This window comes from Streptomyces canus (assembly GCF_001514145.1).
Classification (GTDB): Bacteria; Actinomycetota; Actinomycetes; order Streptomycetales; family Streptomycetaceae; genus Streptomyces; species Streptomyces canus.
In genome coordinates this window covers 239,268-254,237 of sequence record NZ_KQ948660.1, presented here as the reverse complement: position 1 = coordinate 254,237, position 14,970 = coordinate 239,268, and the positions used below count along the sequence as shown (strand labels likewise).

General features: G+C 70.2%; 14 protein-coding genes. 3 read left to right on the top strand and 11 right to left on the bottom strand.

Going from position 1 to position 14,970, the window contains the following annotated elements; all coding sequences use genetic code 11:
* Positions 1 to 84 precede the first annotated feature (84 nt).
* The gene (locus AQJ46_RS17935) at positions 85 to 339 is read left to right on the top strand and encodes a hypothetical protein (RefSeq protein ID WP_059206547.1); all 255 of its coding nucleotides are present in this window, start codon (positions 85 to 87) and stop codon (positions 337 to 339) included.
* Between the two features lie 47 nt (positions 340 to 386).
* On the opposite strand, the gene AQJ46_RS17930 is transcribed toward AQJ46_RS17935, so the two are convergent.
* The 4 genes from AQJ46_RS17930 to AQJ46_RS17915 form a co-directional block, all read right to left on the bottom strand.
* Positions 387 to 1,133, bottom strand: a complete 747-nt coding sequence (locus tag AQJ46_RS17930; protein WP_059206546.1) for a DUF6227 family protein — start codon at positions 1,131 to 1,133, stop codon at positions 387 to 389.
* Positions 1,134 to 1,310: 177 nt separating this feature from the next.
* Entirely contained in the window at positions 1,311 to 2,537 is a 1,227-nt protein-coding gene (locus AQJ46_RS17925; protein ID WP_225887347.1) for a L,D-transpeptidase, read from the bottom strand.
* 392 nt (positions 2,538 to 2,929) lie between these two features.
* On the bottom strand, positions 2,930 to 3,955 hold the full coding sequence (locus tag AQJ46_RS17920; protein ID WP_059206544.1) for a P1 family peptidase: 1,026 nt from the start codon (positions 3,953 to 3,955) through the stop codon (positions 2,930 to 2,932).
* 106 nt (positions 3,956 to 4,061) lie between these two features.
* Positions 4,062 to 5,261 carry a low temperature requirement protein A gene (locus tag AQJ46_RS17915; protein ID WP_059206543.1) on the bottom strand — a complete coding sequence of 400 codons (1,200 nt, stop codon included), beginning with the start codon at positions 5,259 to 5,261 and terminating at the stop codon, positions 4,062 to 4,064.
* A gap of 113 nt (positions 5,262 to 5,374) precedes the next feature.
* Here AQJ46_RS17915 and AQJ46_RS17910 point away from each other — a divergent pair, with 113 nt between their 5' ends.
* Positions 5,375 to 5,557 (top strand): hypothetical protein, encoded by a 183-nt coding sequence (locus AQJ46_RS17910; RefSeq protein WP_059206542.1) that lies wholly within the window; start codon positions 5,375 to 5,377, stop codon positions 5,555 to 5,557.
* Between the two features lie 22 nt (positions 5,558 to 5,579).
* On the opposite strand, the gene mscL is transcribed toward AQJ46_RS17910, so the two are convergent.
* The 6 genes from mscL to AQJ46_RS17880 all read right to left on the bottom strand — a co-directional run bounded on the left by mscL (position 5,580) and on the right by AQJ46_RS17880 (position 11,214).
* Positions 5,580 to 6,047 carry a large conductance mechanosensitive channel protein MscL gene (gene mscL / locus AQJ46_RS17905; RefSeq protein ID WP_057610463.1) on the bottom strand — a complete coding sequence of 156 codons (468 nt, stop codon included), beginning with the start codon at positions 6,045 to 6,047 and terminating at the stop codon, positions 5,580 to 5,582.
* A gap of 138 nt (positions 6,048 to 6,185) precedes the next feature.
* Positions 6,186 to 6,722 carry a CpaB family protein gene (locus tag AQJ46_RS17900; RefSeq protein WP_059206541.1) on the bottom strand — a complete coding sequence of 179 codons (537 nt, stop codon included), beginning with the start codon at positions 6,720 to 6,722 and terminating at the stop codon, positions 6,186 to 6,188.
* Positions 6,723 to 6,871: 149 nt separating this feature from the next.
* Positions 6,872 to 7,705, bottom strand: a complete 834-nt coding sequence (locus tag AQJ46_RS17895) for an S-methyl-5'-thioadenosine phosphorylase (RefSeq protein WP_059206540.1) — start codon at positions 7,703 to 7,705, stop codon at positions 6,872 to 6,874.
* A gap of 99 nt (positions 7,706 to 7,804) precedes the next feature.
* On the bottom strand, positions 7,805 to 8,134 hold the full coding sequence (locus tag AQJ46_RS52260) for an FmdB family zinc ribbon protein (protein ID WP_079072329.1): 330 nt from the start codon (positions 8,132 to 8,134) through the stop codon (positions 7,805 to 7,807).
* Positions 8,135 to 8,201: 67 nt separating this feature from the next.
* Positions 8,202 to 9,470 (bottom strand): MFS transporter, encoded by a 1,269-nt coding sequence (locus AQJ46_RS17885; protein ID WP_059206538.1) that lies wholly within the window; start codon positions 9,468 to 9,470, stop codon positions 8,202 to 8,204.
* Between the two features lie 208 nt (positions 9,471 to 9,678).
* On the bottom strand, positions 9,679 to 11,214 hold the full coding sequence (locus tag AQJ46_RS17880) for a potassium/proton antiporter (RefSeq protein ID WP_059206537.1): 1,536 nt from the start codon (positions 11,212 to 11,214) through the stop codon (positions 9,679 to 9,681).
* A 311-nt stretch (positions 11,215 to 11,525) separates the two neighbouring features.
* Between AQJ46_RS17880 and AQJ46_RS17875 the strand changes: the two genes are divergently transcribed.
* A complete protein-coding gene (locus AQJ46_RS17875; protein ID WP_059206536.1) occupies positions 11,526 to 14,342 on the top strand; it encodes a penicillin acylase family protein in 2,817 nt (938 codons plus the stop codon).
* A 72-nt stretch (positions 14,343 to 14,414) separates the two neighbouring features.
* On the opposite strand, the gene AQJ46_RS17870 is transcribed toward AQJ46_RS17875, so the two are convergent.
* Complete coding sequence (locus AQJ46_RS17870; RefSeq protein ID WP_057610457.1) at positions 14,415 to 14,963, bottom strand: 5-formyltetrahydrofolate cyclo-ligase; 549 nt, start codon at positions 14,961 to 14,963, stop codon at positions 14,415 to 14,417.
* Positions 14,964 to 14,970 lie beyond the last annotated feature (7 nt).

Genomic DNA, 14,970 nt, shown 5'->3' with positions numbered 1-14,970 from the left:
GGCGGCTGTGAGTTGTTCACGGCACCTGCGAGATACGTCACGGTCCGGGACCAAAGTCCCGGACCGTGGTGTCTACTGGAACGCATGCCTGAGCATGTCTCCGTCTACCAGTTGCTTGGTATGACCCTTCTCGTCCTGGTGGCCGCCGCCTGGGCGATCGGGCTGGCCGTCATGCTGCGCCGCGGCCGCCGCGAGGCCGCGCTGTGGCGCTCCGGCCATGGCCTGCCCGCCCTGCCCCACCAGCGACAGACCGGCCCCGGCCGCGAGTCCGTGGAGCTGACCCCGGCGGAGGAGGACGCGTTCGCGGGTCTGGTACGACAGCTCGGCGGCGGCCGCTGACACGGGCGCAGGAGCCTGCGGGGGCGGTTGTACGGGGGCGGAGTCCCTCAGGAGACCTGGGCCGCGCGCCGTTCCATGGCGTCGCGGGCCGCGTCCTCGGTGACGTACACCTCGCACATGTGCCGCCCGTCGGGCGTCGCCGTGTGCTCGACCTCCCACAGGGAGATCTCCGCGCCGTCGCGCAGCAGGAACGCGTGCTCGTACAGCGAGAAGCCCAGTCCGGCGCGCCCTGACCGGCTCGGGCGACCGAACGCCTGTGTGATCTGGTGGGCGAACGCCTCGGTCAGCAGCGCGGCCGTCTCGGGGCCCGGCCGGTCCGTGTTCTCCGCGCGGCGCAGGAGCCGACGCGCGTGGTCCGCCGAGTCGTCCGGGACGTAGGCGTGCCGCGGTGTCTGTACGGCTGTGAGCTGCACCGTCACCGGCAGCTCGAAGTCCGGGGTGTCCGGCGGTAACGGCAGCCGCGCCGTCGCCGCACGCACCTCCTCCTCGTCGACGTACACCTCGTGCTGCGGAACGCTGTCCCGCGCGGTGTTGTGGACGAGCTCCCACAGAGTGAGCGCCGAACCGTCGGCGAGCAGCCACGTGTGCCGGTACGTCTCACGGTGCAGCCCCGCGCTGTGGTGCGCGGAGTGCAGCGAACTGTCGTGTGCCAGCGCGCAGTCCAGTCGCCGAATCGTCTCGTCGGGCAGCTCGAAGGAGTTCAGGGCACGACCCAGGAGCCGCGCGAGGTGCTCCTCCGGAGACTCGGGCGACTCGGGTTGTTCGTACGCTGCCGTCTCGTACGGAACGCTCAAGGTTTCTCCCGGCGTTGCTGCATGTCACCTTGTGGGTGCATACCGTAGCCCCTCGGTCGGACATCATGTCCGGGAACCGAGAAAACGTACGCCCGGAAAACGCCCGGGCCGTGCGGGAAGTTCCCACACGGCCCGATGATTCGTCAAAAACCCCCGGTCAGAAGGTCTTTGTGGTGATCAGGAGGTGCTGACGGCGCTCCCCGCGATCCACTCGTTCCACGACAGGTTCCAGCCGTTCAGCCCGTTGTCGGGCGCCACCGTCTTGTCGGGGGAGTTCTTCACGATCACCACGTCCCCGATCAGCGAGCTGTCGTAGAACCACTTCGCCGGGGTGTTCCCCTGGCCGCCCTTCACGTCCTGCAGTCCGACACGGCCATGGCTGGTGCCCTCGCGCCCGAACGGCGGATTGCCCTTGTTGTACCAGTAGTTGCCGTGGATGAAGGTGCCGGACTGCGTCAGCCGCATCGCGTCCGGGACGTCGGGGATGTCGTACGCGTTGGCGAGGGCGACCGTCCGGCTGTCCATGCGGATCTTCTTGTACTTCTCGGAGATCACCATCTGCCCGTTGTACGTGGTGAACTCCGGGCTGCCCGTCGAGATCGGCACCGACTTGACGGTCTGCCCGTCCCGTACGACCTTCATGGTCTGCGTGTCGGCGTCCACCGTGGACACCTGGGAGCGCCCGACGGTGAAGCTGACGGTCTTCTCCTGCACACCGGTGACGCCCCCCGCGCCCTCGACCCCGTCCAGGTCGATCTTCATCGTGACCTTGGAGCCGGCCTTCCAGTACTCCTCGGGCCGGAAGTCGAGCCGCTGCGCCCCGAACCAGTGCCCGACCACCTGCTGCCCGGTGCTGGACGTCACGGTGATGTGCGACTGCACGGCCTTCTTGTCGCTGATCGCCTTGTCGAAGCTGAACGACACCGGCATCCCCACGCCGACCGTCGTCCCGTTGTCCGGCGTGTACGTCCCGATGAAGCTGTTCGCCTTGGAGACGGTCGTGAAGACGGACTTCGCGGCCACGGACCTGCCGTCCGAGTCCTTCGCCGTAGCGGCGATCTGGTACTTGGTCCCGCGCTCCAACTGCTCCGTGGGCTTCCAGCTCTTTCCGCCCGCGACCATGGACCCCGGCACGGTCTGCCCCGTGCCCGCCGCCGTCATCTTCACGCCGGTCAGCGTGCCGTCACTGACCTTCACGCCGGTCGAGTTGATCGACGCGCCCGTCGAACCGTTCTTGGCGGAGATGGCGATCTCCGCCGCGGAGGTCTTCGCGGGGTTCTTGCCGCCCTTGCCTTCACTCTTGGCGTCGGAGCCGCCTCCGCACGCCGTGAGGGTGAGGGCGCCGACCATCAGGACGGCACAGGCCCCCAGTGCGCGCCGCGCTGCTATGTCCGGCGTTGTCACAAGATGCTCCAGATTCATGTGAGGTGCGCTGTCCGCTCCACTCCGTGAAGAAAGAGGGACCCGGTCCCCGCCCGGGTTCCCTGACAACGCGTGCCTACGGGGGTGCCACGCCGGGTCCTTGCGCGTCTGCAGGCCGGTGGGGGCTGGTCGCGCAGTTCCCCGCGCCCCTGAGGAGTTGCAGTCACCCGCACCACGACGGACCGTTCGCCGCACCGCGCGCCACGACGGGCCGATACCCCCCACCCCGGCCCCGACCCACCCACCGAACGCGACGCGCTACACCAGCCCACACCGAAGCCGAAACGGGCCGCCGCAGGCATTCAGGGGCGCGGGGAACTGCGCACAACGCCCGCCCCACCGAACCCGCACAAGCCACCCAACCGCCGGAGGCATCACGCCCCGTACAGCTCCCGATATGCCGGCCACACTCCACCCACCCCCTCCACCGACTCCGCCGCCCGCACGGCCCGCACGATCGCCCGCGTCACCACATCCGCACCCGCGGCGAGCACGGGGTTGAGGGCGAGCGGATCCCCGGCGCCGAGCGGCCGAGCCCCCGTGGCCAGGGCGAACACCGTGTCGCCGTCGTGCAGCAGGTGCACCGGCCGCACGGCACGCGCGATGCCGTCGTGCGCGGTCCCGGCCACCTTCTGGGCCTGCGCCTTCGACAGTTCCGCGTCGGTGGCCACCACCGCGAGCGTGGTGTTCAGAGGCGGCGGCGCATTCTTCGCCGCGGTCTCGGCGAGCCGCCGGCGCGCGGCGTCATGCACCCGCTCCTCCGGATACCGCACCCGCCCGTCGAACAACTCCCCATACAGAACCCCCGTATCCGGATCGGACACCGCCCCCACCGCGTTGGCCACCACCAACGCCGCCACGGTGATCCCCGAGGGGAGGACGACGCTCGCCGTCCCGACCCCGCCCTTCATCGCTCCGACCGCGGCCCCCGTCCCCGCCCCCACACACCCCTCCGGCACCTCCGCACCGAAGGCACTCGCCGCGGCGGCCTCGACGGCGGCCCGCCCGGTCGCCGCGTCCGGCCGGGCCCGGAAGTCACCGCCGCGCCCCAGGTCGAAGACACACGCCGCAGGCACGACCGGCACCACATGCGAGGGATCCGGCCCCACCCGCACCCCCCGCCCCTGCTCCTCCAGCCAGGCCATCACCCCGGCGGCCGCGTCGAGCCCGTACGCGCTGCCCCCGGTCAGCACGATCGCCTCGACCTTCTGCACCAGGTTGCGCGGATCGAGCGCGTCGGTCTCCTTGGTGCCGGGACCTCCACCGCGTACGTCCACCGCGGCGACGGCCCCGCCCTCCGGGGCGAGCACGACGGTGGTGCCGGTGAGCCAACCGTCGCCGGTGCGCGTCGCGTGTCCCACGCGCACCCCGGCGACATCTGTCAGAGCGTCAACTGTCATGGAACCAGTCTCGTCCAGCCCCGCCGCACTCCTCGCGGCCCAGCCGGCCGAGGCGGTCGCGGACGAGATGGCCCCAGCCGGCCGACGCAGCCCCGGCCGGACGAGGTCACGCCGCCCGAACCGGCTCCCCGCGCTCCCGGGCCGCCATACGCGCGGTCAATGTCGTCCCGGTCACCACCGCCAGCGTCGCCACGATGCCCGCGGCCGGCACCGCCCAGTCGCCCAGGAAGGTGCAGCAGATCACCAGCAACGCCGTGACCGGCAGAACCAGTTGCTGCGCGATGCCCACCTTGAAATGCCGCGAGTGCAGGCCCCAGACGGTCAGCAGATAGAGCGCGGTCGGCAGGGTCACCGCGGCAGACGCGGCCAGTGTCGAGACGTGTGCCTTGCCGACGGCCTGTTCCACGACCACCTCCAGCCCCGCCCCGATCGCGGCGGCCGACGCGAACACCAGGTAGTGGCCGTATCCCCACAGGAACGCCTGCTTGCTGGAGCGCAGACGGCCGTGGATGGGCACCACGAAGTAGATCCACCAGGCGGCGAAGATGATCAGCAGTCCCCCCAGGGCGATCGGCAGCAGCTCGTCCAGCGCGTCGTTCTCGTCGAGGCCGGACTTCACGGCGACCGTGGCGGCGGCGATCGTCTCGCCGAGCACGATGATCGTGAACAGCCCGTACCGTTCCGCGATGTGGTGCGGATGCCACGACGTCGGATGGTCCCTCTCGGCGAAGGGCGGCACACACATCTCCAGCACCGCCATCACCAGGAAGACCCAGGCCCGTCCGCCCTCGGGCAGCACCAGCAGCCCCAGCCAGCCGACCTGGCACAGCAGCACGCCGAACGCGTACCGCAGGGCCATCGTCCGCTCCGCGCTCTCGCTCGAACGCGCCACCCGCAGCCACTGCGCGATCAGCGCCAGCCGCATGATCACATAGCCCAGCAACACGGCCAGGAACTCGTGGTCGTCGAACGCCCGGGACACCCCGGCCGCCAGCACCAGAACACCGGCGATCTGTACCAGGGTGACGACCCGGTAGAGCGCGTCGTCGTTGTCGTACGCCGAGGAGAACCACGTGAAGTTCATCCACGCCCACCAGATGGCGAAGAAGACCATCGCGTAGTTGAGGATCCCCTCGCCGGCGTGGCCCTCGGCGATGGAGTGCACGAGGGCCACGCCCGCCTGGGCGATGGCCACGACGAAGCACAGGTCGAAGAAGAGCTCCAACGGCGAGGCGACCCTGTGGGGCTCGTCCCGGCCACGGGCGGTGAGTCTGCGCAGTGGACTGCGCGTCGGACTGGACGTCATGGCCCAAGCACAGCAGATGTCGGCCGGAAATTCCCCCGCGGCCTTGCACGAGCTGCCGGGGTGAGGGATCTGCGTCATACGAGCCGTCGGGACCGCTGCCGTACCCTGGACCTGTGAGCACCGCCCCCGACCCCGCGCCCTCCGAGCCGAAGCCCGCGCTGGTCTTCGACGATCCGCTGGACCAGCAGTCCCCGGACGACACCGACCGAGGCTGGGGCGACCGGCCGCGCACCGACGGCGACAGCGCGGCCGACCTGAGGCGCTTCCTCGACGAGAAGCCGCCCCACCACCTCTGAGCGAGGCGCACGACCCAGCTCGCTAGCGCCCGTCGTGGCCCGAGCCCCGCTGCGCGACCAGGGCGTCGCGGATCTCCTTGAGGACCTCCAGCTCGGTCACCTCGATGACCTCGTGCGTGCCCTCCTTCGCCTTCCGGCGGGCCTCCATCCGAGCCAGGTACTTCGACATCGGCAGGACCATCAGGAAGTAGACGACGGCCGCGGTGATCAGGAAGGTGAGCGTCGCGCCGAGGACCGAGCCCCACAGGATCCGGACCCCCTCCGCACTGTCGCCGGTACCTGTGCACGGGCCCTTGATGCACGAGTTGTAGCTGTCGAGGTTCTTCGTCCCGATCGTCCCCACCAGTGGGTTGATGATTCCCTTCACCACCGAGTTGACGATGTTGGTGAAGGCGGCGCCGATGACCACCGCGACAGCCAGATCGACGACGTTCCCGCGCATCAGAAAGGCCTTGAAGCCCTCCAGGACGCTCGGCTTCTTCTCGCTCACCTAGAGGCCTCTTCTCGCACGCACAGCTTGTGGAACAAACAGCTCCGCAACCTACGTCAGCGCGAGGTGACCCTGTCCAACGGGGTAGCTCGAAAGGGGCCCTTGACTGAAACTCCCGCAACGGACGGACAGTACGGCTCAACACAGCGTCACCGCCAGCCGTGCCGTCGCGCTCGCGCCCGCGAGGCGTGCCGCCGTCGATCGCGGCACCGAGAGCACGACCAGCGCCCCGCCCTCGGTCACACCGTCCAGCGGCTCCGGCACCTTCGTCACCCGCGCCCCGCGTGCGACCACCCGGGCATCCCCGCCCAGCCCCGACTCCTCGGCGGCGATGACGTCGACCCGGTCCCCGGGGCGCAGCAGCCGGACCGTCGCACCGTCGGCGATCCGCACCGGCGCCGACACCGTCTCCACGGCACGGCGCTCGTGTACCGGCTCGGTTGCCGGATGCCCCCGCGCCCCGTCGTCGCCCCGCGGGCCCGCCGCCACCACCGCGGCCGCGGTGACGGCCAAGCCGAGGGCCAGAGCCCGCCCGCGGTGCCGTACGAACCGCCGTAGCTGCCGGTGCCCGCCCCGCACCCGCACCGGCGCGAAATGCGGGACCTCGCAGGTCGGGGGAGCGTCGGTGCCCAGGGGGAGGGGCACGAGGGGAGAGGGGGACGGAGCGAAGGACATGAGGACCACCACCAGCGACGAGACATCGGCTTGCGCTGCCACGATGAGGCTTCGCGCCGGATCCCGCCGGGGCCGGTGGACTACCGGCCGGTTGTGGAAAACTCCCTCACCCGAACGAGAACTTCCGTCCCCGCCGGGGCAGTTCGAGATCAGGGAAGTTCGAACCCCGGATTCATCCCGCCCAGCGCGTTCACGCACAGGCAGTCCCGCTCCCCGTTCGCAGGCAGCGCCGCCACCGCGTCGAACAGCACGCCCCGCAGCCGGTCCACATTCGCCGCGAACACCCGCAGCACCTCGTCGTGCGAGACGCCCTCGCCGGTCTCGGCGCCCGCGTCGAGATCGGTGACCAGGGTCAACGACGTGTAGCAGAGCTCCAGTTCACGGGCGAGCGCCGCCTCGGGGTGGCCGGTCATGCCCACCACCGACCAGCCCTGGGCCTGGTGCCACACCGATTCGGCGCGGGTCGAGAACCGGGGCCCCTCGATCACGACGAGCGCGCCGCCGTCCACGGCCTCCCAGTCCCGCCCACGGGCCGCCTTCAGCGCGGCCGCCCGCCCGACGGGGCAGTACGGGTCGGCCAGCGACACGTGCACCACGTTCGGCACACCGCCGTCCGGCAGCGGCAGCCCGTCGAAGTACGTTCCCGCCCGGGACTTCGTACGGTCGACCAGCTGGTCCGGTACGAGCAGCGTGCCCGGGCCGTACTCGGCGCGCAGCCCGCCCACGGCGCACGGCCCGAGGACCTGCCGTGCCCCCACCGACCTGAGCGCCCACAGATTGGCCCGGTAGTTGATCCGGTGCGGCGGCAGATGGTGGCCGCGCCCGTGCCGGGGCAGGAAGGCGACCCGCCGTCCGGCGATCTCGCCGAGGAAGAGGGTGTCGCTGGGCGGACCGTAGGGGGTGTCCACCTGAACCTCGGTCACGTCCTCGAGGAACGAGTAGAAGCCGGAGCCGCCGATTACGCCGATCTCTGCGTTCGCCATGACCAGCACATTATCCGGCCCCGGAAACCCGCGGCGACCGGGCCCGGGAAACGCCGAAGACCCCGCCGTCGTACGACGGCAGGGCCCCGGAAGTGAGACCTATGCGGCGGAGCTGCTGCTGGACGAGGTGCCCGAGCTCGACGACTTCGAGTCCGAGGAGGACGAGGAAGAAGACGAGGACGACTCGGACGACGACGAGGTGGACGTCGACGGCTTCGAGGACGACGACGCCGGGGAGCTGCTCGACGAGGAGCCGCGGCTGTCGTTGCGGTAGAAGCCGGAGCCCTTGAAGACGATGCCGACCGCGGAGAACACCTTCTTGAGGCGACCCTGGCAGTTGGGGCACTCGGTCAGAGCGTCGTCGGTGAACTTCTGCACCGCCTCGAGGCCCTCGCCGCACTCGGTGCACTGGTACTGATAGGTGGGCACTGTCTTCCTCCTGGCACTCTCACTCAATGAGTGCTAACGATGGTCCATAGTGACGTATTCCCGGGGATCAGTCCACTGCCACCGGCACTCGGTGACCGATGCCACGTGCGACGGTCCGGCCGCGGGGCCGCGCCACGAGGTGTGAACGCAGCGCCAGCAGAGTCGCCAGGGCGAGCAGAGTTCCCCCCATCGGCACCAGGAACCCGGCGCCGCCCCAGAAGCGGTCCTCCAGCTGTCCGGCGATCGTGACGGCGGCCGCCTGGCCGAGCGCCACCGCGCCGGTCAGCCAGGTGAAGGCCTCGGTGCGGGCGCCGGCCGGGACCAGACTCTCGACCAGGGTGTAGCCGGTGATCAGGGCGGGCGCGATGCACATGCCGACCAGGAGGCCGAGGCCCGCCAGGACGAGCACCGAGTGCGCGGCCCACAGGCCGGAGGCCGTCAGCGCGAGGGCGCCGTATCCGACGATCAAGCGCCGCTGGGGGGCCACCTTCCAGGCGATGGCGCCGCAGACCAGGCCGGAGAGCATGTTGCCCGCGGCGAAGACGCCGTACAGGACACCGTTCAGGCCGGGTTCGCCGATCGACTCGCTGAACGCGGCCAGCGAGACCTGCATGCCGCCGAAGACGGAACCGATGCCCAGGAACGTCACGATCAGGACCCGCACCCCAGGGACCCGCAGCGCCGAGGCGTGCTCCACGCGTGCGTGCCCGTCGACGGCCGTGACCGACGGCTGGGTGCTCTTCTGCGCGGCGAACAGCAGGCCGCCGAGCAGCGTCAGGGACGCCTCCGTCAGCAGGCCCGCGGCCGGGTGCACGGCGGTGCACAGCGCGGTGGCGAGCAGCGGGCCGAAGACGAAGGTCAGCTCGTCCGTGACGGACTCGAAGGCCGCCGCCGTGGTCATCAGGGGCGAGCCCTGCAGCTTCACGCCCCAGCGGGCGCGCACCATGGGCCCGATCTGCGGCACCGAGGCACCCGTGGGCACGGCCGCCGCGAACAACGCCCACAGAGGCGCGTGCGCGAGGGCGAGGGCCGTCAGGGACAGGCCCGAAAGGGTGTGCACCAGCACGCCGGGGATCAGCACGGCGCGCTGGCCCCAGCGGTCCGCGAGACGGCCGCTGTAGGGCGCGAACAGCGCCATGGCGACACCGGTGACGGCCGCGACGGCGCCCGCCGCGCCGTACGAGCCGGTGGTGTGCTGCACGAGCAGCACGAGGGAAAGCGTGAGCATCGCGAACGGCTGGCGCGCCGCGAAGCCGGGGAGCAGGAACGTCCAGGCGCCGCGGGTACGCAGCAGCTGCCCGTATCCGGGGCGGGAGGAGGTGACCGTGGATGCCACGGCCCGTGCCTTTCTGCCGCCTGGTAGCGCGGCTCCCCTTCATAAGGGGCGGCGCCGAGAGCTGTCCTCTTGCGCGGACTGCGGTAGATGCCGAATCCGACTGCTCAGGGACGTCTCGGCCGCCATACGGTCGCGCCAGCTCTGCGTCAGGCAGAGTTGGTTCGATCAGGGGTGCGAGCACATCGTACAGGGGGCGCGTAACACGCTTTTAACGTGAGCCGTCGGCGCCGTCCGTACCCAGCCAGTCGGCCAGCTTGCCGCCGTGGCCCACCGCGCGCAGCCGCCGTTCCGCGGCGTCGCGGACCGGGTCGGTGGCGACGACGAGCAGTTCGTCCCCGCGCCGCAGCACCGTGGTGGGCAGCGGAACGAACGATTTTCCCTCGCGGACGACGAGGGTGACCGCGGCGCCGGCCGGCAGCCGCAGTTCGTTGACCTCGACGCCGTGCATCCGGGACCCCTCGGGGATGGCGACGGACAGCAGGTGCCCGCGCAGCCGCTCCAGGGGCGCCGACTCGATGCCGAGGTCGGCGGCCTCGGCGTCCCCGCCCAGACGCAGCTTGCGTGCCAGCCAGGGCAGCGTCGGACCCTGCACGAGGGTGTAGACGACGACCAGGACGAAGACGATGTTGAAGATGCGACGGCTGCCCTCGATACCGCTCACCATGGGGATCGTCGCCAGGATGATGGGCACGGCGCCGCGCAGTCCGGCCCAGGACATGAGTGTCTGCTCCTGCCAGGGCACCCGGAACGGCGTCAGGCACAGCACGACGCTCAGGGGCCGCGCCACCATGGTCAGCACCAGCCCGATGACGAGCCCGGGCAGCACGTCGTCGCCCAGCTCGTGCGGGGTGACCAGCAGGCCCAGCAGGACGAACATGCCGATCTGGGCGATCCAGCCGAGCCCGTCGGCGAAGCCGCGGGTGGCGGGCCAGTGCGGCAGCTTGGCGTTGCCCATCGCCATGGAGGCGAGATAGACGGCGAGGAAGCCGCTGCCGTGTGCCAGCGCGCCCGCCGCGTACGCGGTGACGGCGATCGCCATGACCGCGATCGGATAGAGACCGGAGGCGGGCAGGGCGACATGCCTGAGGCCCCAGGAGCCCAGCCAGCCCACCGCGATGCCGATGGCCGCGCCGATGGCCAGCTCCAGGGTTATCTCGCCGATCAGCGTGTACCAGTGCTCGACTGGGCCCGCCTGGGAGAAGGCGACCACCAGGATGACCACCGGGGCGTCGTTGAAGCCGGACTCGGCCTCCAGCGTCCCCGTCACGCGCGTGGGGAGCGGGATCTTGCGCAGCACCGAGAAGACCGCCGCCGCGTCCGTCGAGGAGACGACCGCCCCGATGATGAGCGCCTGACGCCACTCGAGGCCGATCAGGTAGTGCGCGGCCGTCGCCGTGACCCCCACGCTCACCGCGACCCCGCCCAGCGCCAGCGCGGTGGCGGCCGGCAGGGCCGGCTTGATCTCCTTCCACTTCGTGCCGAGGCCACCCTCGGCCAGGATCACGACCAGGGCCGCGTACCCGATGACCTGGGTCAGCTCGGCGTTGTCGAACTTGATGTCGCCGATGCCGTCCTGGCCCATGGCGATCCCGATCCCCAGGTACACGAGCAGGCTGGGGAGCCCGCTGCGCGAGGAGATCCGGACCGCAGCCACAGCGACGAGCAGGACGAGCGAGCAGACGAGGAGGAGCTGGTTGAGGTGGTGGACAGTCAGCGGCCGTTCCCTTCCCTGGCTCACCCGCATCACGCGCGCGTGAGCTCACGTACATAGGACACGAAGTGGTGGGACTCCGCATCCAAGTACTTCGTTACCTTACCTAACTCTTGACGATTTCTTGACGCTTCGCGTGGCGAGATCGAACGCTCGTCCGCGCTGGTTGCCCACTCCGCGTCAAGTCCGCCTGGGCCCTGCGCCTATGGTTGCTCCAGCGCGCAGAGCCTGCGTCACATCCCCGGCCGGGCGCGCGGCGTCTGGTGCGGCCGGGGATGTGACGCAGGCTCCCCGTCGAAAGCACAGCCCGCCCTGCCGCTCGCGTTAGGACAGCAAGGACAGCGATGCCCCCCACCACCACCGCCTCATCGGGTCAGCAGCCCGGCAAGTCCGGCAGGAAGAAGGGGCGCAGAGCCCGTCTGATCGTTCTCGTCCTCGTCCTGGCCGTCATCGGCGGCGTCGCCTACGGCGGGTACTGGTCGGTGAGCACCGTCCGCGCCTCCTTCCCGCAGACCAAGGGCTCGATCGAGCTCGAAGGCCTGTCGGGTCCCGTGGACGTCAAGCGCGACAACTACGGCATCCCGCAGATCTACGCCTCCTCGGACGCGGACCTGTTCATGGCGCAGGGCTACGTCCAGGCGCAGGACCGCTTCTACGAGATGGACGTGCGCCGCCACATGACCTCCGGGCGCCTGTCGGAGATGTTCGGCAAGGGCCAGGTCGACGACGACGAGTTCCTGCGCACACTGGGCTGGGACCGGGTCGCGAAGAAGGAGTACGACACCAAGCTGTCGGCCTCCACCAAGAAGTACCTCCAGGCCTACGCCAAGGGAGTCAACGCCTACCTCCAGGGCAAGAGCGGCGAGGACATCTCCCTGGAGTACGCGGCGCTCGGCTTCAGGAACGACTACAAGCCCGAGAAGTGGACCCCGGTCGACTCGGTCGCGTGGCTGAAGGCCATGGCCTGGGACCTGCGCGGCAACATGCAGGACGAGATAGACCGCGCCCTGCTGACGAGCCGCCTCGGCCCGAAGCAGATCGCCGACCTGTACCCCGAGTACCCGTACAGCCGGAACCAGACGATCGTCCAGGAGGGCCAGTACAACGAGCTGACCCAGACGTTCGAGCAGAACGGCAGCACGGAGAACAGCGGGACGACCGGCACCGGCACCGCCTCGAGCGGCTCCGGAACGTCCACGAGCGGCACCACGGGCACGTCGGCCTCCACCGCGTCGTCGACCTCCTCCTCGACCGCCTCGGCGCTCCAGAGCCAGCTCTCGGGCCTCTACAACGTCTTGGACGACGTCCCCACGGCCGTCGGCGTCAACGGCCAGGGCATCGGCTCCAACTCCTGGGTCGTGGCGGGGGAGCACACCATCACCGGCAAGCCGCTGCTGGCCAACGACCCGCACCTGTCGGCCTCCCTGCCGTCCGTCTGGTACCAGATGGGCCTGCACTGCCGGACCGTCTCCAGCACGTGCCAGTACGACGTCTCCGGCTACACCTTCGCGGGCATGCCCGGCGTGGTCATCGGCCACAACGCGAAGATCGCCTGGGGCATGACGAACTCCGGCGTCGACGTCACCGACCTCTACCTGGAGAAGCTCTCCGGCGACGGCTACCTCTACGACGGCAGGACCAAGCCCTTCACCACGCGCGAGGAGACCATCAAGGTCGCCGGCGGCGAGTCCAAGAAGATCGTCGTCCGTGAGACGAACAACGGCCCCCTGCTCTCCGACCGCTACGACGAACTCGTGAAGGTCGGCAAGAAGGCCACCGTCGACAACGCGGCCCCCGACCGAGGCGACGGCTACGGCGTCGCCCTGCGCTGGACCGCGCTCGACCCCGGCACCTCCATGGACGCCGTGTTCGCGATGGACAAGGCGTCGAACTGGAGCGAGTTCCGCGCGGCGGCGGCCCTGTTCGACGTGCCCTCGCAGAACCTCGTCTACGCCGACTCCGAGAACATCGGCTACACGCTGCCCGGCCGCATCCCGATCCGCGCGAAGGGCGACACCGGCGCGATTCCGGCCCCGGGCTGGGACCCCAAGTACGCCTGGACCGGCAAGTACATCGAGCAGGACGAGCTGCCCTACGAGTACAACCCGTCACGCGGTTACATCGTCACCGCCAACCAGGCCGTGATCGACAAGGACAAGTACCCCTACACGCTCACCACGGACTGGGGCTACGGCACCCGCAGCCAGCGCATCACCGACCTGATCGAGCAGAAGATCAAGGGCGGCGGCAAGGTCTCCACCGACGACATGCGCCAGATGCAGCTCGACAACAGCAGCGAGATCGCCAAGCTGCTCGTGCCCAAGCTGCTGAAGATCGACGTCGAGGACAAGGACGTACGTCAGGCGCAGGAGCTGCTGGAGGGCTGGGACTACACCCAGGACGCCGACTCGGCGGCGGCCGCCTACTTCAACGCCGTCTGGCGCAACATCCTCAAGCTCGCCTTCGGCAACAAGCTGCCCAAGGAGCTGCGGGTCAAGGGCCAGTGCCTGTGGGTCGACCCCATCACCACCACCGGGCCCGCGGACGAGGCGGACAAGGTCCGCGAGTGCGGCCAGCGTGATGCCGACCAGGCGCAGCCCGACGGCGGCGACCGCTGGTTCGAGGTCGTGCGCAACCTCATGGACGACGAGAACAGCGACTGGTGGAAGACCCCGAAGGGCGCCGGTGACCGTCCCGAGGCCAACAACAGGGACGAGCTGTTCAAGCGCGCCATGATCGACGCCCGCTGGGAGCTGACCGCCAAGCTCGGCAAGGACATCGACACCTGGAGCTGGGGTCGGCTGCACCGTCTGTTCCTGAAGAACCAGACCCTGGGCACCGACGGTCCCGACATAGTGAAGTACATGCTCAACCGCGGCCCCTGGAAGCTCAGCGGCGGCGAGGCGACGGTCAACGCGACCGGCTGGAACGCCGCGGGCGGCTACGGCGTCGTCTGGGTGCCGTCGATGCGCATGGTGGTCAACCTCGGCGACCTCGACAAGTCGAAGTGGATCAACCTCACCGGCGCCTCCGGGCACGCCTACAGCGCGCACTACACCGACCAGACCGGCAAGTGGGTCAAGGGCGAGCTGCTGGACTGGTCGTTCTCGGACGACGCCGTCGACAAGAGCACGACCGACACACTGGTGCTGAAGCCGTGAGCCTCCGGCGATAGAGCGAACAAGGGGCCCGCCGCACACGCGTGTGGCGGGCCCCTTCGTACGCCTGGATGTTCAGGCGCCGCTACGGAAGCGGCGCACGCCCGACGGCGTCACCACCGCGTGCACCAGCCGGTCGTGCGCCTCCTCCGGGACATGGGCGACGACCTCGGAGTCGTACAGGAGCACCACCAGCGCCGGTCGTGCGCCCGCGCGCTCCAGGCGCGCGAGCACCCGGTCGTACGACCCCCCGCCGCGCCCCAGGCGCATGCCGCGCCCGTCCACCGCCAGGCCGGGCAGCAGCACGACGTCGGCGCCGGTCACGGCGTCCGGGCCCAGCCGCTCGCCGGAGGGCTCGAAGAGGGCCATTTTCCCGCCGTGCTGGACGCGCGCGACAGAGCCCTCGCCGGTGTAGGCGCCCCAGTCCAGATCGTTGTCCGGAAGAAGCGCCGGGAGCAGAACCCGCACGCCCCGCTCACGCAGCGCGTCAAGAAGCGTGAGCGTGCCGGGTTCGGTCCCCACCGAGACGTACGCCGCCACCGTGCGCGCACGCGCCAGTTCGGGCAGCTCGAGGGCCCGGTCGGCCAGCGCGGCCGCGGCTTCTCGCACGTCATCGGCCGTCAATCTGCTC

Excerpts from the sequence above, each read along its gene's own strand:
- AQJ46_RS17920 (WP_059206544.1), bottom strand. The coding sequence starts at position 3,955 with ATGACAGTTGACGCTCTGACAGATGTCGCCGGGGTGCGCGTGGGACAC.
- AQJ46_RS17915 (WP_059206543.1), bottom strand. The coding sequence starts at position 5,261 with ATGACGTCCAGTCCGACGCGCAGTCCACTGCGCAGACTCACCGCCCGT.
- AQJ46_RS17875 (WP_059206536.1), top strand. The coding sequence starts at position 11,526 with ATGCCCCCCACCACCACCGCCTCATCGGGTCAGCAGCCCGGCAAGTCC.
- AQJ46_RS17900 (WP_059206541.1), bottom strand. The coding sequence starts at position 6,722 with ATGTCCTTCGCTCCGTCCCCCTCTCCCCTCGTGCCCCTCCCCCTGGGC.
- AQJ46_RS17895 (WP_059206540.1), bottom strand. The coding sequence starts at position 7,705 with ATGGCGAACGCAGAGATCGGCGTAATCGGCGGCTCCGGCTTCTACTCG.
- AQJ46_RS17880 (WP_059206537.1), bottom strand. The coding sequence starts at position 11,214 with ATGCGGGTGAGCCAGGGAAGGGAACGGCCGCTGACTGTCCACCACCTC.
- AQJ46_RS17935 (WP_059206547.1), top strand. The coding sequence starts at position 85 with ATGCCTGAGCATGTCTCCGTCTACCAGTTGCTTGGTATGACCCTTCTC.